Annotated in this window: 14 protein-coding genes; 8 read left to right on the top strand and 6 right to left on the bottom strand. The window is 46.1% G+C overall.

All coding sequences use genetic code 11. From position 1 onward, the window contains the following. Window positions 1-10 precede the first annotated feature (10 nt). The 6 genes from ACINK7_RS04510 (at window position 11) to ACINK7_RS04535 (ending at window position 7,177) form a co-directional block, all read left to right on the top strand. Complete coding sequence (locus ACINK7_RS04510) at window positions 11-1,222, top strand: methyl-accepting chemotaxis protein (protein ID WP_404360102.1); 1,212 nt, start codon at window positions 11-13, stop codon at window positions 1,220-1,222. 19 nt (window positions 1,223-1,241) lie between these two features. Beyond that, complete coding sequence (locus tag ACINK7_RS04515) at window positions 1,242-1,610, top strand: response regulator (RefSeq protein WP_404360103.1); 369 nt, start codon at window positions 1,242-1,244, stop codon at window positions 1,608-1,610. A 213-nt stretch (window positions 1,611-1,823) separates the two neighbouring features. Further along, entirely contained in the window at window positions 1,824-2,159 is a 336-nt protein-coding gene (locus tag ACINK7_RS04520; RefSeq protein WP_404360104.1) for a lipid asymmetry maintenance protein MlaB, read from the top strand. Further along, complete coding sequence (locus ACINK7_RS04525; protein ID WP_404360105.1) at window positions 2,156-4,363, top strand: chemotaxis protein CheA; 2,208 nt, start codon at window positions 2,156-2,158, stop codon at window positions 4,361-4,363. Before ACINK7_RS04520 ends, ACINK7_RS04525 begins: the two co-directional genes overlap by 4 nt. A gap of 192 nt (window positions 4,364-4,555) precedes the next feature. Then, window positions 4,556-5,122 carry a chemotaxis protein CheW gene (locus tag ACINK7_RS04530; protein WP_404360106.1) on the top strand — a complete coding sequence of 189 codons (567 nt, stop codon included), beginning with the start codon at window positions 4,556-4,558 and terminating at the stop codon, window positions 5,120-5,122. A 24-nt stretch (window positions 5,123-5,146) separates the two neighbouring features. After that, the gene (locus tag ACINK7_RS04535; RefSeq protein WP_404360107.1) at window positions 5,147-7,177 is read left to right on the top strand and encodes a methyl-accepting chemotaxis protein; all 2,031 of its coding nucleotides are present in this window, start codon (window positions 5,147-5,149) and stop codon (window positions 7,175-7,177) included. Window positions 7,178-8,092: 915 nt separating this feature from the next. Here ACINK7_RS04535 and ACINK7_RS04540 read toward each other — a convergent pair. After that, entirely contained in the window at window positions 8,093-9,226 is a 1,134-nt protein-coding gene (locus tag ACINK7_RS04540; protein ID WP_404360108.1) for a GNAT family N-acetyltransferase, read from the bottom strand. A gap of 106 nt (window positions 9,227-9,332) precedes the next feature. Here ACINK7_RS04540 and ACINK7_RS04545 point away from each other — a divergent pair, with 106 nt between their 5' ends. After that, window positions 9,333-9,941, top strand: a complete 609-nt coding sequence (locus tag ACINK7_RS04545) for a hypothetical protein (RefSeq protein WP_404360109.1) — start codon at window positions 9,333-9,335, stop codon at window positions 9,939-9,941. A 251-nt stretch (window positions 9,942-10,192) separates the two neighbouring features. Here ACINK7_RS04545 and ACINK7_RS04550 read toward each other — a convergent pair whose 3' ends face one another. Next, window positions 10,193-11,254: a glycosyltransferase family 10 domain-containing protein gene (locus ACINK7_RS04550; protein WP_404360110.1), complete on the bottom strand. Its 1,062-nt coding sequence runs from the start codon at window positions 11,252-11,254 to the stop codon at window positions 10,193-10,195. A 199-nt stretch (window positions 11,255-11,453) separates the two neighbouring features. Between ACINK7_RS04550 and ACINK7_RS04555 the strand changes: the two genes are divergently transcribed. Continuing rightward, window positions 11,454-12,434, top strand: a complete 981-nt coding sequence (locus tag ACINK7_RS04555; protein ID WP_404360111.1) for a mitochondrial fission ELM1 family protein — start codon at window positions 11,454-11,456, stop codon at window positions 12,432-12,434. Window positions 12,435-12,811: 377 nt separating this feature from the next. On the opposite strand, the gene ACINK7_RS04560 is transcribed toward ACINK7_RS04555, so the two are convergent. The 4 genes from ACINK7_RS04560 to ACINK7_RS04575 form a co-directional block, all read right to left on the bottom strand. After that, window positions 12,812-13,483 (bottom strand): hypothetical protein, encoded by a 672-nt coding sequence (locus ACINK7_RS04560; protein WP_404360112.1) that lies wholly within the window; start codon window positions 13,481-13,483, stop codon window positions 12,812-12,814. A gap of 1,858 nt (window positions 13,484-15,341) precedes the next feature. Then, the gene (locus ACINK7_RS04565) at window positions 15,342-16,481 is read right to left on the bottom strand and encodes a glycosyltransferase family 4 protein (protein ID WP_404360113.1); all 1,140 of its coding nucleotides are present in this window, start codon (window positions 16,479-16,481) and stop codon (window positions 15,342-15,344) included. Window positions 16,482-16,610: 129 nt separating this feature from the next. Beyond that, window positions 16,611-17,471 carry a hypothetical protein gene (locus ACINK7_RS04570; protein ID WP_404360114.1) on the bottom strand — a complete coding sequence of 287 codons (861 nt, stop codon included), beginning with the start codon at window positions 17,469-17,471 and terminating at the stop codon, window positions 16,611-16,613. A gap of 321 nt (window positions 17,472-17,792) precedes the next feature. Beyond that, the gene (locus ACINK7_RS04575) at window positions 17,793-18,713 is read right to left on the bottom strand and encodes a hypothetical protein (RefSeq protein WP_404360115.1); all 921 of its coding nucleotides are present in this window, start codon (window positions 18,711-18,713) and stop codon (window positions 17,793-17,795) included. Window positions 18,714-19,130: the final 417 nt, after the last annotated feature.

A 19,130-nucleotide genomic window follows, 5' to 3' on the forward strand; every position in this document is an offset into this window, starting at 1 on the left:
GAAGTATTTCATGTCTTTTTCCGATAACACGCCAAGTATTGCCGCAAACGGAAAATTCGCCTTCTATAGCATGCCAACAGGTTTGGGTTTGCTTGGGGGAGGGGTAGCTGTCTGGCAAGGCGCATTCAATCTCGTCGGCTTTATCGCAATGGGAATTCTTACGGCAACCGGTTTCGTTATTGGGTTGACATTGTTTAAGCGTCAACAAGAGAGTTTGAAGCGCTTGGATGACCAGTGGAAAAGCGATGAAAGCGCCAAGCTGAACGACGCAAATGCATATTCGATCGAGTTGGAAAAGCTGATTATGGAGGTTGTACCGATCGTTATTCGTCAAGTCGGGACCTCCCGTGCTCATACCGAGCAGGAAATTACCACGTTATCGGTTCAATTTTCAAGCATGGTTTCGCAAATCGACGCGTTAAGCGGCCTGACGCAACAAGGTCATCAGGAAGATCATATCGATTCCTTGCTTAGCGGAAGCCGCACGACTTTGGAAGGCGTTATCCAAAACCTTAATCAGATCAATCAGGCTGAACGGGTCATGATCGATCAGGTTAGAGAGCTATCAACGTACACCAATAGTCTCGATAGTATGGCGCAAGAAGTTCGTAAAGTCGCCGAGCAAATCAATTTGCTGGCTTTGAATGCCGCGATCGAAGCGGCCAGAGCCGGAGAGCACGGGCGCGGTTTTGCGGTCGTTGCCGACGAAGTTAGGAAGCTGGCAGGCTTTTCATCGACGACCGGCGAAAGAATTAGCCGGACGGTCAATGAAATTATTGCTGCGATGAATGCAACGTTGAGAACGGCCGAGTCGTCGACGGAAAGCGACGAACAAAATATTTATTCCGCCGATCACGCGATCAACCAAGTCCTGTCCGATATCAAATCGACTTTGACGGCTTTTAAAGATGATGCAGTCGAATTAATGGATAATAGCGCACAAATCCGCGATCAAATTTACTCGGTTTTAACAGCGCTTCAATTTCAGGATCGAGTCACTCAGATGCTTGATCATGTCGAACATAATTTAGAGCACCTGCAAAAAGCCGTTGAAAAAACTCAAGGAGTCGGGGAGATGCGTCATGCCGATATGATTAGCGTCGAACAAACCCTGTCGACAATGGAGTTGAGTTATACGATGCCCGAAGAGTTGATTAATCATGCTTCGGCTACGGCTTCTCATGACCGGTCGACCTATTCAGACGATCTTACTTTTTTCTAATTCAAGGAGAACTTCTAACATGGCAAAAACGATCATGATTGTCGATGATTCCGCCTCTATACGGCAGGTTGTCAGCATTGCGTTGAAAAGCGGCGGTTACGACGTTTTAGAGGCGTGCGATGGTAAAGACGCGCTTAACAAACTGAAAGGGCAAAAAATTCATCTGATTATCACCGATGTCAACATGCCGAATATGGACGGTATTACGTTTGTGCAAGAAGTCAAAAAATTATCGGATTATAAGTTTACGCCGATGATGATGTTGACTACCGAAGCCGCCGAAGATAAAAAACAGGCCGGGAAGGCGGCCGGTGCTAAGGCGTGGTTGACTAAGCCGTTTCAGCCGCAGACCTTAATGACGGCGGTATCGAAATTGGTTTTACCTTAGTCAGAGTATGGATTTGTTAAGCGATAGAATCTCTGCTACCTTTCATCCTAAAATGATCATTGTGAGACTTCACCAAGCCGGTGAAAGTGTTGTAGACCGTTCATGCTTCGACTTGGCTCAGTACGAACGGTCTACGATATATGCCAACTGCTCTTTCTAGGTTCATTCATTGTCAATATAAATGTCCGCTTTTCACCGTCAGTTACCGGGAGCATGCCTTTGGCCATACAAGTCAGCGAAAAAAACGGTATAACGATTATCGCGATACAAGACGATATGACTATCTATACCGCGAGCGAACAAAAAGCCAAGCTCTCGAAATATTTACATTCGGGCCGCGAGCTGCAGATTAACTTGGCTGGCGTTTCTGAAATGGACAGCGCAGGCTTGCAGCTTTTGTTATGGCTCAAGCAGGAAGCGGGCCAGAATGCGATTAACTTGAGTCTGGTTAAGCATAGTCAGGCAGTTGTCGAAGTGTTGGAGTTGTTGAATTTGACGGGGCACTTCGGCGATCCGGTAATTATTTCGGCCAATTGGAATGCATCATGAGCGAATTAGACGCGGCAATACAGACTTTCGTTCAAGAGGCGGACGAACTGCTGGCCGAAATGGAATTGGCATTGCTTGGCCTGGAAGATAACCCGGATGATAGCGAAAGCATCAATAGCGTATTCAGAGCAATGCATACGATCAAAGGCAGTTCGGGCTTGTTCGGGTTCGATTCTATCGTCGCTTTCGCTCACGAAGCCGAAACGGTCCTGGATCAAGTCAGGCGAGGCCAACGAGCGATTGATGGTGCGTTGATCTCGACATTACTGAATTGTAAGGATCATACTTCCAAACTGATCGAGCATTGTTTAACGGAGGCGGAACAAGAGTTGCCGCAAGAATTGAAGCTGACGGGCGAGTCTTTAATCAAGCAATTAGGCGGGGCTACGACAAAGCCACAAAGCATGCCGGTTGAAGCAGGCTCGAAGAACGGGACTTCCGAAACGTCTGAAACCGAGGGTGATACGAACGGAAACGATTGGGTGATTCTTCTGGAATTCGGACCCGATGCCTTGCGTAATGGCATGGATCCGTTATCCTTTATTCGGTACTTAAAAACGCTAGGAGACATCGTCGATATCTTGACTTCGACACCGGATTTACCGATCGGCGAGGCTATGGATCCGGAGAGCTGTTATCTGCATTTTAAAATCGTATTTCGGGGTAATACCAATAAACAGGCAATTGAAAGCGTTTTCGAGTTTGCCGAGGACGACTGCGAAATTAGAATTATCCCGCCTCATTCGCAAATCGAGCATTACCTAAGTCTGTTGGCCGAACCGTCCGACGAAGACGGCGCTCAGGTCGAACGCTTGGGTGAAATGTTGATAAACATCGGCGCATTGACACCGAAGGAAGTCGCCAAGGCTTTACAGCGGCAAAGCGAAGATAAAGCCGAATCGCCCGAACAGGCGAAACCGATTGGCGAGATTTTGGTCGAGCAGCAACTGGCTGAACAGCCGGTTGTCGAACAAGCGCTCAAAAAGCAGCAAAATGTCAAACAAAAAATAGCAGCCGAAGCCAACTATATTCGAGTCGACTCGGAAAAGCTCGGTAAATTGATCAACTTGGTTGGCGAATTGGTGATTTCCGGTGCGGCGATGCGCATGATGGTGGACCGGCACGGCTTGAGCGATGTCGAAGAAGTCGCGGTCAGTATGAACGATCTTGTCAGCGAAATTCGCGATACTGCGCTCGAACTCAGAATGGTCGCGATCGGCGAAACATTTTCACGATTTCGGCGCGTGGTGCGTGATGTCAGTAACGAGTTGAATAAGCAGATTGAACTTAGAATTACCGGCGGCGAAACCGAACTCGATAAAACCGTCGTTGAGAAGATCAATGACCCGTTGACTCATTTAATTCGCAATTCACTCGATCACGGCATCGAAATGCCGGAACAGCGTAGGGCGGCCGGCAAGCCGGAACAAGGCACCGTACATCTCAATGCCTATCACGATTCGGGACATATCGTCATCCAAATCGCCGATGACGGTGCCGGGTTGAATGACGAAAAAATTAGAACTAAGGCCATTGCCAACGGTTTGATAACGGCAGATCAAGTATTGACCAAGCAAGAAGTTTTTAACTTGATTTTCGAGGCCGGTTTGAGCACGAAGGATGAGGCGAGTAATTTATCGGGACGCGGCGTCGGCATGGATGTCGTGCGCCGCAACATCGAAGCGCTAAGAGGCTCGGTGAGTCTTGATAGTGAACCGGGTCAGGGTACGACGGTCACGATTCATTTGCCGTTGACCTTGGCGATTATCGACGGTTTCATGGTCGAAGCCGAACAAGAGTGTTACATCATCCCGCTCAGCATGGTTGAGGAATGCGTTGAAATGAGTCCCGAAGAATGTGAAATCGACGAGATTCAACACTATGTCAATTTGCGAGGTGAAGTGATGCCTTATTTGAGGCTTGGCGATTATTTCAATAATCGCACACAGCATAGCAATATTCACCGGGAAAGCATGGTCGTGGTACGTTTCGGCCAGACTAAAGTCGGGTTCGTGGTCGATAAACTGCACGGCGAGCATCAAACGGTCATCAAACCGCTAGGTAAGGTCTTCGAGCAACTAAAAGGCATCAGCGGCGCGACGGTATTGGGTAGCGGCGATGTGGCATTGATTTTGGACGTGCAAGGTTTGGTGCAGTTCGCGACAAGAGATAAGAGTCGTGCGTCAATCGGTTTAGCCGGTTGAGGAATGCCCCGCCAATGTATACCCATCGTAGATCAAAATTCGGCACAGGGGTGTCCGTCAAAGGACGCCGTGAATACGTCCATGTAGACCCCTCGCCTAGCGTTAGGTGAGGGGTCGAACACCCCGGTGCCTCCTTGGGAACTGCCGAAATTTGAAGTGCGAAAGGTGTATCATCAGTAAAGGAGCTGATTTATGAGTAATTTAGTCGTCAAAGGAAAAAGCGGTCAGGAGTTAGCGGCGGGGTCGGCCGATCAATTTCAACAATATTTGACTTTTTTGGTCGGTAAAGACAATTTCGCGATCGGCATTCTGGACGTCAAGGAGATTATTGAAATCAGCAATATTACCCGCGTGCCAATGACGCCTGATTACATCAGAGGCGTGATCAATCTGCGAGGTAATGTCGTGCCGGTAATCGATTTATCTGCGCGTTTGGATCGTCATCCGAGTGAAATTTCCAAACGCAGCTGTATTGTTTTGGTCGAGGTCGAAACGCATGGCGAAGCCCAAGTCATCGGCATGTTGGTCGATCAGGTCAATGAAATTCTCGATATTCCGCAAGCCAATATTCAGCCACCTCCCGATTTTGGCGCCGATATCAGAACCGAATTTATTCAGGCGATGGGTCGGGTGGACGATAATTTTATTATCTTGCTGTCCATTAACCGAATTCTCTCGATCGACGAACTGTCGCAATTACAGCATGTTGTTAAGTCGCAAAACAGCGCCTCGCAAACCGATACCTCGGAATTGGCATAATTTTCACGAATAGGGACTCATCTCATGGCTATCAATGATCTAAAAGTAAAAACAAAAATATTAAGCGGTGCCATGTTGTTAGTGGCGATAACGGTCGTTTTCGGCATTTTGGCCCAGGTCTATATGGGGCGTGTTTCCGGCGCGTTGTTCGGCATTACCGACCATGATGCCAAAGCGGTCGAATATGCGACCGGTGTCGAACGAATGGCTCTATTGACGATCATGGAAGAAAAAAATTATTTGTTGTTCGAGCGGGACGAGATTCATCAACGTGCCGAAGACAATGTGAAGCAATTGTTCGGCTATCTGGACAAAGTGGATGAAGTCGCCAAACAATTCGACAATAAGAGTTTATTGGAGCAATCCCAAGTCGCTCGCCGAGATACGACCCGTTATGCCGAGGAATATCGAAGAGGGGTGGCGGCGCTGAAAAACAACCGGGATGCAGTTCGGCAGATGGTTGATCGAGGTGAAATCGTCATTAATTCCGCTGCACAATTCATGGTCATGCAACGCAACGCCTATACCGATGCGATGGGACAAGGTGCCGATGCTCGAACCCTGGATCAATACGTGCAGCGCTATATCCTAACTACAAATATTCGGATAGTAGCTAACCAAATCATTCGCTTTGAAAAAGAAGAGGTGAATTATAAGGATCGAAAAGGCTGGAATCAAATGACTGTGTTGTTGCCGCAATTGATGCGCTTATATGACGATCTGCAGCAAATCACCACTGCGCAAGCAGAATTACGCTTGATCGAGGATGCCCGCCGCGCGACGACAGAGTATCGGCAAGCGGCGGAAAGTTGGATCAAAAATGACGACGAATTGAAGCAGATTCTGCAGCGCATGGAAGAACTAGGGAATACCGTGATACAACAAGCCCAGGATGCAGAAAGTGCGGGTGTTGCGCAACTAGCTGTGGCCCGCGACCAAGCCAATACTTTAGTCCAGGAAGCGAATATGATCATCATTGGCACGATTATCATTGCGGTAATTTTAGGTGTGATGATTGCCTTGTTCCTTGCGTCGCTGATCACGAAACCGATTATTAAAGGGGTTATTTTTGCGCAATCGTTGGCGGAAGGCGATTTGACCACGACGCTCGATATCGACCAAAAAGATGAAATCGGAATCTTGGCGGATGCCCTGAAATCGATGAGTCGCCAATTCAAGGAGGTCGTGCAAGGGGTACGTTTGAATGCCGATGGTTTGGCTAGCGCCTCTCATGAGATTAGCGCGACCGCTCAAACCTTGAGCCAGTCGGCGATGGAACAGGCTTCTAGCGTCGAGCAAACGACGTCATCGGTCGAGCAGCTCAATGCATCGGTTCAGCAGAACGTCGAAAACGCCAAGGTGACCAATGACATGGCAAATTCTTCGGCGCGCGATGCGGCATCCGGCGGTGAAGCGGTCAAGCGGACCGTTTCCGCTATGAAGGAGATAGCCAGCAAAATCGGTTTGATCGAGGATATTGCTTACAAGACCAACTTACTGTCGTTAAACGCGGCGATCGAAGCCGCGCGAGCCGGGGAGCACGGTAAAGGTTTTACTGTCGTTGCGGCCGAGGTGCGTAAACTAGCCGAGAACAGCCGCGTGACCGCACTCGAAATAAATGAGTTGGCGACCAAGAGTGTGAGTATCGCGGAAGAAGCCGGTAAATCGCTTGAAGACGTCGTGCCGAATATTCAAAAAACGGCGGATTTGGTCGAGGAAATCACAGCATCATCGGAAGAACAAGCGCAAGGCATCAGCCAAATCAACGATGCGATGAGTCAGTTAGATCAAGCCACGCAACAAAACGCTTCGTCTTCGGAAGAATTGGCCGCGACGGCGGAGGAAATGAGCGGTCAAGCGGAACAGTTACAGCAAGCCGTAGCGTTCTTCAAGGTCGATAATGTGGCGACGAATAGCGTTAATGTCAGAAAGGCCTCGATGCATAATAAACCTTCCGTATCTCGACCTGTTGCAAAAGCTACTATATCTAACCCTCGGCCTTCGGGAGGAGTATCGAGCGCCGATCCCGATTTCAAGGATTTCGAAAAGTTTTAGCTTGTTTGTTACCATGAAGATCATGAAGGAAAGAGTATTGAGCGCTTTATGAACCGTTCAGATATCACGGATGAACTTATTAAATATACTCATCGTAGATGAAAATTCGGCCTCGGGGTGCCCGTCAAAGGACGCCGTAAATACGTCCATGTAGGCTCTATGCCAGCTCCATGCTGGCAAAGCCTTTACCGAGCACCCCGAGGCCTCCTCCGGCACTGCCGAAATTTGAAGTGTGAAAGGTATAAATTCAATGTAGTCACACAGCGTTTTCAAAACCAGTTAATGACTAAAAAATATCAAAACGATGGCGGGACTGGAGTGCAGGCTTCGCCTGCACTCCAGTGGTGTAATTATTTACACCCCCTATCGTTCCCACGCTCCGGCGCTCATCGTTATACATAAATTGTAGGGTACGCTGCGCGTACCAAAGCCGCGCCCTGACGGCTCGGTTGGCACATGAACATTGCGGGGTTACCATGGTACGCACAGCGTACCCTACGCGGATCGCTCAGCGCTAGGTGATCCGCGAGTGTTAAGTGACAGTAAATGGTATCGAGGTCTCATTGGCTAAGATTGCAAAAGGGTAATTTTTGACTTATGTATAACGATGAGCGCAGAGCGTGGGAACGATAATTGCCGGAGGACTGAATAGTTACCCAGTGGTAATATTGATGACACAGGCTGTTAATGGTTGGTCACTCAATTAAATTAAAAACATTGTATCTTCAAGTTCTTCATGCTCTTCATGGTAAAAAATAAGTGACATTTTTTGGAATCAGCACCCGTTTATATAGCTTTTGTTCACCCGAGAGTTTAGCGGGGAAATTTGGGTAATCTTTTGAAATACTTTATGAGCTTTATGGTTAAACTGCCGAATTTAGGCTCATGCTTTTTGGGTGAATATCGTTTTAAAGCTTAGGTTTGCTGCTTAAACGGCAGATGCTTTTCGGCCTGCAAGCGGTATTTTTGGATTTCAGCGGTTTCCCATTCAAGAAAATCGTCGATGGCAGAGGCAAAGCGCCGGTCTTTGATCCAGTGTGCCGAATAGGTGTAAACCGGCTCGAAACCGCGGGCGATTTTATGCTCGCCTTGCGCGCCGGAATCGAAGCGTTTTAGATTATTAGCCAGGCAATAGTCCAGTCCTTGATAGTAGCAAGCTTCAAAATGCAAACTATGATAATCCTCATTACATCCCCAATAGCGTCCGTAAAGCGTATCGTTTCCGATAAAACTGAGCGCTGCGCCTATGTAGTCGCCGTCTTTTACGGCAACGATCAATAGTAAATTTTGCGGCATCGTTTCGGCGATTTCCAGAAAAAATCCGATGTTCAGATAAGGCTGCATGCCTCGCTTGAAATAAGTCATTTGATAGAAGCGATAAAAAGCCTCCCAGTCCTGCTCCGATATATCTTTTCCGGAAATTTGCAGAAATTGAACGGATTGTTCCGCAATGCGCCGGCGTTCGCGTTTGACTTGTTTGCGCTTGCTCGCCGAAAAGCCATCGAGATAGTCGTTAAAATCCCTGTATCCTTGATTAAACCATTGGAATTGAATGCCGGTCCTAAGACTCAAACCTTCGGACACAAGTTGTTCGGCCGTGGGAAAATCGGGAAACAGACAATGCCAGGAAGAAACGCCGGTATCGGCGATTGTTTCTTTTATGTAAGAAGCAATGAATGAGACGATGCGCCGTTGGTCCGCGCCGGTTTTGATCGCGATACGCGTTCCTTGGCAAGGCGTGAATGGGATAGCGGTTAGCCACTTCGGATAATAAGCCAAGTGGTGGTTATGATAGGCTTCGGCCCACTGATAGTCGAAGACGTACTCTCCTCGCGAATGAAATTTAAGGTACAAAGGCATTAATGCGACCGGCTCGTTTTGTTCGTAAATCAACAAATGCCGGGGCTGCCAGCCGGTTTCGGTGCTAGCCGAACGGCATTCCAAAGCCGATAAAAATTCATGGCGCAAAAAAGGGTAGTTTGGGCCAGCTAAACTATTCCATTGGTCTCGGTCGATTTGAGTAAGGCTGTCGAGCTGAATCGCTTTCATGAGGCAAAAAATAGCATGAAGTATGTCGAATAGTGGAGTTCATTTGTCATTCAGCCATTCCGATGCATGATTAACTCACCATTTAGGCGATAGGGAAAGGTGCGATATGAACTTTATTAAAAGATTATTTATTTTGTCGGTTTTGTTGAGTGTTTCGGCTTGCGCGCGACAAGGTTTTTATCGGCAGTATGACGGGCCGGTGGTTGTCGAAACAGGACGGTCTGTCAGTTATGTTGTCGAGCGTCCTTATCCGGTTTATGTACAACCAAGAAGGACGGTCGTCAAGACGATCGATTATCGACCGGCACACAATTCGGGAAAATATGTTCCAAGTCACAGGTCGGCTCCTAAAGCGTATCAAAAACCGCAGATAAGGTCTCGACAGGCTGTTCGTGTGCGCACTGCCGAGCCTCGCGCTGCCCGCCCGGCTTATAAAGCAGGAAATAGCTCAAGGCCGGAAAGAGTGGTTAACTATAAACCAAAAACCGAATCAACGAGACGGGCATCTTACGATCGACCGGAACCCCGGCGTTCGCGTCAAGCTTCCCGATCAGAACAAGTTTCCGGTGAGCGAGGCAAAAGAAGAAAAGCCGATAGAGATTTCAATAGCCGAGACGAGCGTTCGAAAGACAGTCAAAGATCACGCGACTATACTGAAATGCGGCAGCGGGAGCCGGAACGAAATACCGGTGCGAATGACCGGGCTCGGCGATAGCGACCTGTTGGGCCATTCTCAGAATAACTAGACAACAGCGGATTTCGTTAGTCAAACCGAATTATCTGATTATTCTACCCAATCAGGATGCATCATTAAGGGGGCAGTACTTGAGTCATTGCCATAAAAGCCGAAAACATGACCGCGCAAATTATAATATACCCTTAGATCAAAACTCGGCACAGGGGGCTCGTCAATGGCCCAGCACCCCGAGGCCGAATTTTCATCTACAATGAATGAGTATACTATCGCTAAGAAGACTTTTTTAAATGCCGTTTACGGTAGCGGTTGACGCGATATTTTTCATGGAAATAGCGAACAGAGCTGAGCAGCGATTGTTTATTGATCGCTTTACGGGAGCGGATCATGCTGTCATGCGGTAATGACTTCAACGGTACATGATGCCGTTCGATGTGCTGGCTGAGAACAGAAAATAAATTATAGTCTTCCAAAACCCGGCGACGGGCTTCAATAATGTAGGGTAATCGTTTTTCGTATTCGTTGTTTTCGATGGCGTTCTTAATGATGCGGTAGGATTTTTCTACATCGAAAATATCGATATAAAAGAAACTTTCCTTTGGAAAATAATCCTCGACATTAGTACAGCCGTAGTAAAAGGGGAGCGTAAAGCCTAAAAACGCATCGGCCAGTTTTTCGGTCCAGTGATGGTCTCCGACGAAATTTTCAATCGCGATATGATAGCGGTAAGCATCTAGCGCAACGGCTTTATCATCCATATCGCGAACACCGTGACCGAATATCTCCAGTTCCGGGAGCCGCTCTTTGAGCGCCTGAGTGAATCGATAGCGTTGGTTATGCAGCGTATGTTTTTGCTGTTTGCTGGAGCAGACCGTTGAAATGGTCTGGCTTTTGTCAGGCTGCATGGACAAGAGCCGGTCATAAGGTATTTCGCTGTTTTTGCCTATTCCGTAGAACCAAATCAACGCCGGTTGCGAATATATTCTATTGCGATGCGGTAAAGCGAATTCCTCCTGGCTCGTCAAAACATAATTGAATTGGGATGTATAAGGACTTCCATATACTTTAATTGTGGAAGGCTCGGTTGTAATTAGTAGCGTGTGTTGTTTAGGACAATGCAGCTTTTTAACGCACGAAGAAAATCGTTCTCCGCCGACTTTAGGCAAGTCGTCATAAACGACAAGCCAATCATAATCTTGCAAATCAGGGTCGAAATTAAACTGGCAACGTCCCCAAAAAAATGAGTTCCCAGGTAATTGCCTGGTAAACATGCGGTGTTCTGCCTTGGTTAAAAATTTAACGACAATGGGGGATTGCGGGATAGATGGTTTCATGATCGTTAGATTTTATTGAATTGAAAGGTTGGCTTTTAAAAAATGGCATTGAATAGAGGGCATGTAGGGATATTACTCTATAAATTATGGAATTAAAAAATCATCAATTATACTTATTCTCCACGAAATTCGAACCTTTTGCCTTATAAAGATAATTAATCTCAATAGGTTTAATTTAGAACGATCAGGAATAACGAATTTGAACAAAAAGGTTAAAACTTGTTGGGTATTGACGCTGGGAATACCCGGAATGGACAATCAATCGCTCGGCTTGGCCCAAGCATTAGGTTTGGAAATCGAACAAAAGCGGATTTGCTTGACTTGGCCATTGCAGCATCTGCCGTCGCGTTTTTGTTTTTCGCCATTGCGTTTTTTAGGGGCGGGTAGTTCGGACTTCAGTCCGCCCTGGCCCGATGTCGTGATCGGCACCGGTCGACGTACGGTGGCCGTGGCTCTAGCAATAAAAAAAGCCAGTGGCGGCAAAACCTTAAATATTCGAATACAAGATCCTTACTATGCCTACGATAAGTTTGATGTCATTGTTGCGCCGAGACATGATGGCTTGTCGGGATCCAATATCGTGAACAGCATCGGCGGACTCCATACGATTACACCGACTCGTCTCAAACATGCCGCCGAGCATTTTGCGTCGCAATTTGCCGACCTACCGCGGCCTTTACTTGCCGTAATGGTGGGGGGATCCAATAAATGCTATCGAATTACGGAGCAAATTGGTAGACAGCTCGGTGCGAGGCTAGCGGCATTGTCAAAAGAAACCGGAGCGGGCATTTTATTGACGACTTCCCGGCGCACCGGCGCCGACGTCGAAGCCGTGTTGCGTGAAGAGCTGAGCGATACGCCTTCGTTTATTTGGGACGGTTCTGGGGAAAATCCGTATTTGGGCTTTCTAAGCTTGGCGGATGCGATTTTGGTGACCGCCGATTCGGTCAATATGGTTTCCGAAGCGTGTACGACCGGAAAACCGGTTTATATCATAGGACTTGAGGGCGGCTCGGATAAATTCAATCGATTTCATCAAATCATGGAATCGGAAGGCTATACCCGGTCTTTTAGAGGAAAGCTGGAAAACTGGACTTACACGCCGCTCGACGATGTCGGCAATGCAGCGAGGGAAATCGGTCGGCGGTTGAACATGAAAGCCAACTCAAAAATTGACTAACCTTAATCTAAAAAGATCATTTGAGACTTCACCAAGCCGGTGAAAGTGTTGTAGACCCTTCATGCTTCGACTCAGCTCAGCACGAACGGTCTACAACACATGCCAACTGCTCTTTCTAGGTTTAATGAAGATATATGGGGTGTATCTAGCGAGGATGTCGTTAGAAGGCAGCTGCCGTTAAGACCCGTAGATGGGGTCATCCAGCCCTTATGTTCTAAATGTTTTAGTTGCCGGAACGAATTGCGATTATTTGGGGCTGGATTCCTCGACAGGCATACTTCTCACCCTAAATCCGACAGTAAATGCTCTAACTGGGTATTACTGTCAAGTTAATGTTATTTTTCATGACTCTAGTCTTTTTTGATTGAGTGCTTGCTTTAAGTTTCGCGAGAGTTCCGTCGCGTAAAACAGAGCAAACCGATCAGCCCGCTCACAAAAAGCCAGCTTGCTGCGGGAATGGGTACGGGGTGAACGATAATATTCGAAGATTGATAACTATAAGCAATTTCGTTAATGCCTATGCTATATCCATCCGGCCCGAATAAAATAAGAAATCCGACAGACGATACGGCATTGACAAAAATGTCCAACCCATCGTTTCCAGTAACTAGCGGTGTTCCGGCCAAAATGTTGGTATCGGTTTCTAAATCGAACACGCTAAATTCAACATTGCCTTCGCCGCTCCCGTAAAATCCAAGAAAAAAACTCTCCAGCATTAGGGTAGTGTTCTCTTCGGTTACCGAAAGTTTCAAAGCACAGTTTTCACCGTGCCAACAAAACGCGGCGCCTTTTCCGGAATAGCCATCATTAAAAACGATAAGCTCTCTAAACCAATCATTGTATGGATCCCAGTCTAATGATACAGGCCCATTGCTGCCGAAACCCGGTGCCTCTTTCTCAATAATCGTCCAATCGGCAAGTCCCATATCTTCAACTTTTACGATGGTGGATGTCGCGTTAGCAACATTGATAGGGATCAAAAAAATCAGCAATACCAGGCTTTTCCACAGATTGGAAAATGAGTTACTTAAGAATATTGAAAATTTCATAAAATACTCAACTTGATTTCATTTAGGCGAAGACCAAAAACCTAACTAAGAAAAAAGCAATTATCAGGCCTAAAAAATTATGTGTTTGATATGTAGTGTATCCATCGTTCCCAAACTCTACGTCATTGCCATTAAATTAAGCCGTCATCTTTAGGCTCTTACTCGTTTCTACCGCTCCAGCGCAGGAAAACGATCTTGCCTCGGTAGCTAAGGTTTTGGTTCTCACGGAGGACCGTGGGAACCAGAAACGGCTGTCATCCGGCAGATGGATTCGATTCCGGTAATCCCTACAGGAATGGCGTGTTTGCGTAAACTAACATAATGGCAGTGCTCCTCTACGTGGGAATGCACCCTAAAACGCTTTGCGGTTCGTGGACTCAGTTTGGAGAAATTAATTTTTACCGCATCTTTAGGTAACGACCTAAAGATCTTCTCATAGCTAAATAATGCAATTTTTAGGCCTAAAAAAATAAGTACTTGATATGTAGGCGTATGTTTTACCATGAGAATTGGATGTTCGTGAAGATGTAAAAAATCCTGACAGAATGAAGTGTGTTATTGAAATCCAAAGAGTCAAATCCGAGAAAAGGTGTGTTTAAAACCCATAAAAATCAAACTAAGTCACTGGTTGAGAGTGGAGGAGTATATGGAGAGTAAGTATTCAGTCCCCTCAACTCCCCGAGAACTTTCATCATCCGGGGTGATTGCCAGTCCTTCATAAACGTTAGACGGAAAAGAGAGTAAAAAAAGAATGTGTAAAATATTTCGACAAATTTTTTACATATTTTGAAAGCAGTAATGATTTTCCTGATTAGCAAGATGCTTCAGCTTGCCGAAGCCAAGTGTCCGAGCAGGGGGCAGTGGTAGTCGCAAAAACTAAAATATGCTGTTACCCAAGCTCCAGCTTGGGTAACCTGTTCAGGAAGCTCTAGCTTCCCGACAATCAAGAAAGATTGAACGAGCGAGCGAGTCGGGGTTGATTGAGAATGTGCGGAGGTTGTGTCGGTTTCAGGAAGCTCTTGCCCTGAGCCCTTCGGCTGCGCTCAGGAGAGCCTTGTCGAAGGGGGAGCTTCCGGGGGCTTTCCCAAGCTGGTGGAGCTTGGGATAGAGCGTGGTGTGGGTTGGCAGTTTTTAGCTTGACGCGCATGGCTTACGAACCCCGTCGTGCTAGGGGCATGCTGATCTTTGGGCTTTAGCTGAAGAAACTTGATAATCAGGATGATTTTTATCGGTGGATAAACTCAGTGGCATACTTAGGGTTTCGTGATAAATAACGCCCTGGAACTATGCGCTTTGTTGAGGGGGGGCGGTAACTCGCTTGGCAGGACGTCGTAAATCCAGAGACTAAATTCCATAGCCTATTGGCCATGATTGATTACATAGATAATCTAGGTGCTGGGTAAATGTAATTATTCAGTCCCCCGGCAATTATCATTCCCACGCTGCAGCACTCGCCGTTATACACAAGTATCGGTAAACTTGCTAAACAGAGTTCGTCGTATACCTGGAAACGGTGCTGTTTGATAAATCTGCGGATATTGAGCATCAGTGGCTTCGAAATCGCGACGAAGGCGTCGCTCCCACAAGGGGCGGATGCTCTGTGGGGGCGATCCCCAGATCGCGATTTCGAAGTCGGGAACGTTGGGCGACACAAAATGGTATCGAAGCCTCATTAGCTAAGATTGCAAAACAGTTATTTTTGACTTATGTATAACGATGAGCGCTGTAGCATGGGAACGTAAGGGAGTGTAAAGCATTACGGGTAAATACGTCCTGTCGGGCGAGTGACCGCACCCACCATAGCTCGCATTTTCATTTGCCGGGTCGATGACCTGGCCTTCATGAACGTTACTATAAGTTACTGCGATATCACGAATCCCGGATCCAATAGTTCTTGATACACCTTCAGTGTTTCCGAACACATTTTATCCAGCGTGAAGAGCGAATTAGGCTGAATCGTATGCGGTTCGCCGTGGAGCAATTTTTTTGTGGCATCGGAGGCTTGTTGAATATTCCCGACTTCAATATTACCTTGCGGAAATAAAAGATCCAGTTGCTCTTTGACGCCTCCATGACTATAAGCAATGACGGGAACGCCGAGACTTAAAGCTTCAGTAACGGTGCGGCCGAAGGATTCCGGTTCTTTCGATAGAGAAAACACGGCTTTAGAGATGGCGATGATGTTTTGTAAATCGCTGCGATGACCAGTAAGCGTGACGTTATCGCCGAGTTGCGTTTCGTTGATCAATTGTTCGAGCGTTTGCCGGTATTCGGTTTTCTTCGGATCGGTTTCGCCGACGATCAATCCGTGAAAGTGTAAGTTCAATTGTTTTAATTCGGAAAGAATGGCAATGAAGTCTTCGATGCCTTTACGCCTCGATAATCGCCCGGCAAACGTTAATAGAGGCTTCCCTTCAGTTTGCGGATAAGTGCTAAACCATTCTTTTAGCCAAGACTCATTCGGTCGGTAATCCGGATTATAAATAGATGTATCGACACCGCGATAAATTACCTTGATCTTGCCGGAGGCGACATTGGGGTAGGAATGCAAAATATAATCGCGCATCATGTTAGAAACTGTAATGATGCGCTCACTCCTAGTCATGATTGCGCTATAGCGGTTAACCGAATGTTGTCCATGAAAAGTCGAGACCAGTTTCGGTCTTTCATGGGCCGGCATACTTTTCCAAGCCAGATAGACCACCCAAGCCGGGAGTCTCGATCGAACATGAACGATATCCGGTCGGATTTCGCGTATAAGTTTTTTGAACCATGGGATATATTTTAGCGTCGATAGACTTTTCGCGCCGATATCGGCTTCGATATGCCGGCTGCCCTCGTCGATGAGTTGTGGGACCATGCGCCCGCCTGCAGAAACGACGATCGATTCGTGACCTTGCTCTACTAAATAATGGCCTATTTCAAGCGTACCTTTTTCGACGCCGCCGCTGTTTAATGCGGGTAAAACCTGGATTACCGTGATTTTTTTATTCGACATGAAGGGGCTAATTATAATTATCGAACGCCGTTATCGTTTCGATCGGCAGTTTTTGCCCGAAGTGTACTGTGCCTGCCGTTAATGCTCAAGTATAAGGTGCGTCGGTTGACCGGAAATAACGTGCGAATGCTAAATTTCGTTTGCTTTGGGAAGTTTTTCGTTGGGTTGCGATTTCGAGATTGTCATCGTTCCTTTGAAAGCAAAACTTTTCTGTTTTTCTTGTTTATCTGTCTTCTTTTTTATATCGGTGGCGCTATCGATAACGATACGGCACGCGGAGAATCCAATTAACAGATCTTCCTGTAAAACGACTCGCTTAAGCTGCCCGTCGGTTTTCAATGCTTTTGAACGGACCCAGAATTTATTTACAGGGAAGCCTTCTTTTGATAATGACGCCAATCCCCAGCCCGATAAGTACTGGCTGTTGTCTGATTTCGGTTCTTCATAGAAGTGCTTTAATCGAAAATATGGATAGGGGCTAGGAGTGTTATTTTGCCCTAAGACAATTGCACTGCCTTGTATCGATAGAAGAGTCAATTCGCGGTTAATATGAGCAGTCCCGGAGAATTCCGATATGAGCGTTTCTTTTAGTTTGTTGTTTTTTGCTTGCTTAATCGTGAAGACTTGTCCAAGAAAGGCATCGGGTTCCTCCGCTATTGCATTGAGAATAAGTGGGTCCGATTTTCCGGGAGAAACGATTTTGATAACATTGGTTACCGGTTTGTTGATTGCACCATCGGCACTAATCTCTATCGAATAGTCCCCCTCGACCGATTCGCAGCCGGTAGCGAGAGCGGCGGATTTGGCAATATCCATGGCGCTATCCAAGAGCATTAGGCTTGTTAATTCCTCGGTCTTAAGGTTTATGGCAGTCATTGCTGCAGGACCTTTGTCAAATAGGCTCGGTGCTTTTAGAGGCCCCCCGTCTGCCTGAGTTATTAGGCTGTAGCCTAAAGTTGTTGCGAATAAGATGAGGGGGGAAAGCTTCATGGTTCGGGCCTATCGATTAATGCGAATAAAGATGAGCGTGTATGAAATAAATTATCAAGTCGTTGTTCCGTTTTTTTACAGGGAAAAGTGAGAGTCTGCTTTAGCTGTACTGAGCTTCATTGTGACGATGTTGATTAGGCCGCCTTCTCATCAGGCTTTTCTTAAATTTGATCAGATATCAATAAAAGGGCGGGGACATTCAATTTTCCGCTTAAAATTTACATCTTAGAGAGTAGGAAGTCGGTGGGTTAGGAGGGTTTCTTGGTTAACAATCTTATTATGCCCTCTTTCTTTTCAAAGAGGGCATAAGTCCACGAAAAGCTACGGATTAAGCTCATCGACCGGATCACCGGGGATTGCTGATTCGACGGTAATATGGCCTTGTTGTGAAATAAAATCCGTATTGTTATAGCCGGTTGTATCGATTGTAATTCGGCATGATGTGGGGAGGGTCAATAAATCCCTAACTAAGATTGTTCGCCCTTGATCATTACTATGGCGTTGAAATTTAATGCGTTCCCAGTATTTTGAATGGGGGAATTTTTGATTGGAAAGCGAGCTCATGCCCCAGCCGATGTTAGTGACGTACTCCTCTTGTATTTCATCAGAAGAGTTGTTGCTAAAATTGGTTATGGCTAGTGTGCTAAATCGATGAGTTACCGAAATGAAATCTCTTAACTCCAAATTTCCGGTCATTGACATCATTTCACCAGCTCCGTCAAATGTATATATAGCCCGGTAAATATCGATTGGAGTGAATTCATACGAGGTTGGGCCTCGGGTGCTAACTACATAAACACCTGATGCATCGGGCATATTTTCATAGTTTGCGCCAGCTAATAAATAGGTCGTATTGCCGGGAAGTTTGGCTGATACCATGTTGTTTTGCTTTCGTTGGTCGTCAGCCCCAGTCGCAAATAAGGTAATTTGATATTTGCCCCTCATGATAAAACAACTGCTTGCATTTATTTTGGCGTTCACGATGTCCATAATGCCTTCATACAAAGAAACAGCGGTTTTTTCCTGTGGCGATAGTACTACCGGCGTTGTTACATCGGAATCGTCGGTAATATTGGCTTCGGAAGTAGGTTCGGACTCATCGGCAGTGGCTTCGCCAGGCATTAAGTTAAGCTCAGTTACAATTTTTTCGTCGGCAGTTGAGCCAAGCTCCTCCGTATAGGCAAGGTTAGATAAGCCAAGTAAAAAAGCAAAGCTAGCCATGAGAATAGCGTAACGTTTCATAAATTTCCCAAAATATTATTGTTTTAGTCAATCTATAAAATTTTTGGTTTTATAAATTGCATGGGTCCTAGGGCAATCTCATTATCGGTATTAACAACCGATATACCGGTAGGAAAAAACAGTGTTTAGTCAATAAATAGTGCTAGTTTATCCGGTAAGAGAATTACAATTATTTTATAGAAAAAAGTATTAAATTATTCTTGCTTATTGGCTAAGTTCCAGTATCTGGAGCTCAAATAGAGCCATGGCTGAAAAGCGTACTATTACCTCAATATTCCAATGTCCAATACCGATATTTTATGTCTGAAAGGTGTGTATATACTGAAATAAATTTAAAAAACAAATAGTAAATTACAAGCCTATTCGATCGGTTATAGTTAAGTATGCAATTTAATATTTATGCTAGTAGATATAGCT

This window comes from Methylotuvimicrobium sp. KM1, from assembly GCF_044788715.1.
Lineage (GTDB): Bacteria > Pseudomonadota > Gammaproteobacteria > Methylococcales > Methylomonadaceae > Methylotuvimicrobium.

What these genes read in the sequence shown, in the direction of transcription:
- ACINK7_RS04510 (WP_404360102.1), top strand. Translation starts at nt 11, where the DNA reads ATGTCTTTTTCCGATAACACGCCAAGTATTGCCGCAAACGGAAAATTC.
- ACINK7_RS04550 (WP_404360110.1), bottom strand. Translation starts at nt 11,254, where the DNA reads ATGAAACCATCTATCCCGCAATCCCCCATTGTCGTTAAATTTTTAACC.
- ACINK7_RS04515 (WP_404360103.1), top strand. Translation starts at nt 1,242, where the DNA reads ATGGCAAAAACGATCATGATTGTCGATGATTCCGCCTCTATACGGCAG.
- ACINK7_RS04560 (WP_404360112.1), bottom strand. Translation starts at nt 13,483, where the DNA reads ATGAAATTTTCAATATTCTTAAGTAACTCATTTTCCAATCTGTGGAAA.
- ACINK7_RS04525 (WP_404360105.1), top strand. Translation starts at nt 2,156, where the DNA reads ATGAGCGAATTAGACGCGGCAATACAGACTTTCGTTCAAGAGGCGGAC.
- ACINK7_RS04535 (WP_404360107.1), top strand. Translation starts at nt 5,147, where the DNA reads ATGGCTATCAATGATCTAAAAGTAAAAACAAAAATATTAAGCGGTGCC.
- ACINK7_RS04575 (WP_404360115.1), bottom strand. Translation starts at nt 18,713, where the DNA reads ATGAAACGTTACGCTATTCTCATGGCTAGCTTTGCTTTTTTACTTGGC.
- ACINK7_RS04565 (WP_404360113.1), bottom strand. Translation starts at nt 16,481, where the DNA reads ATGTCGAATAAAAAAATCACGGTAATCCAGGTTTTACCCGCATTAAAC.
- ACINK7_RS04545 (WP_404360109.1), top strand. Translation starts at nt 9,333, where the DNA reads ATGAACTTTATTAAAAGATTATTTATTTTGTCGGTTTTGTTGAGTGTT.
- ACINK7_RS04570 (WP_404360114.1), bottom strand. Translation starts at nt 17,471, where the DNA reads ATGAAGCTTTCCCCCCTCATCTTATTCGCAACAACTTTAGGCTACAGC.
- ACINK7_RS04540 (WP_404360108.1), bottom strand. Translation starts at nt 9,226, where the DNA reads ATGAAAGCGATTCAGCTCGACAGCCTTACTCAAATCGACCGAGACCAA.
- ACINK7_RS04520 (WP_404360104.1), top strand. Translation starts at nt 1,824, where the DNA reads ATGCCTTTGGCCATACAAGTCAGCGAAAAAAACGGTATAACGATTATC.
- ACINK7_RS04530 (WP_404360106.1), top strand. Translation starts at nt 4,556, where the DNA reads ATGAGTAATTTAGTCGTCAAAGGAAAAAGCGGTCAGGAGTTAGCGGCG.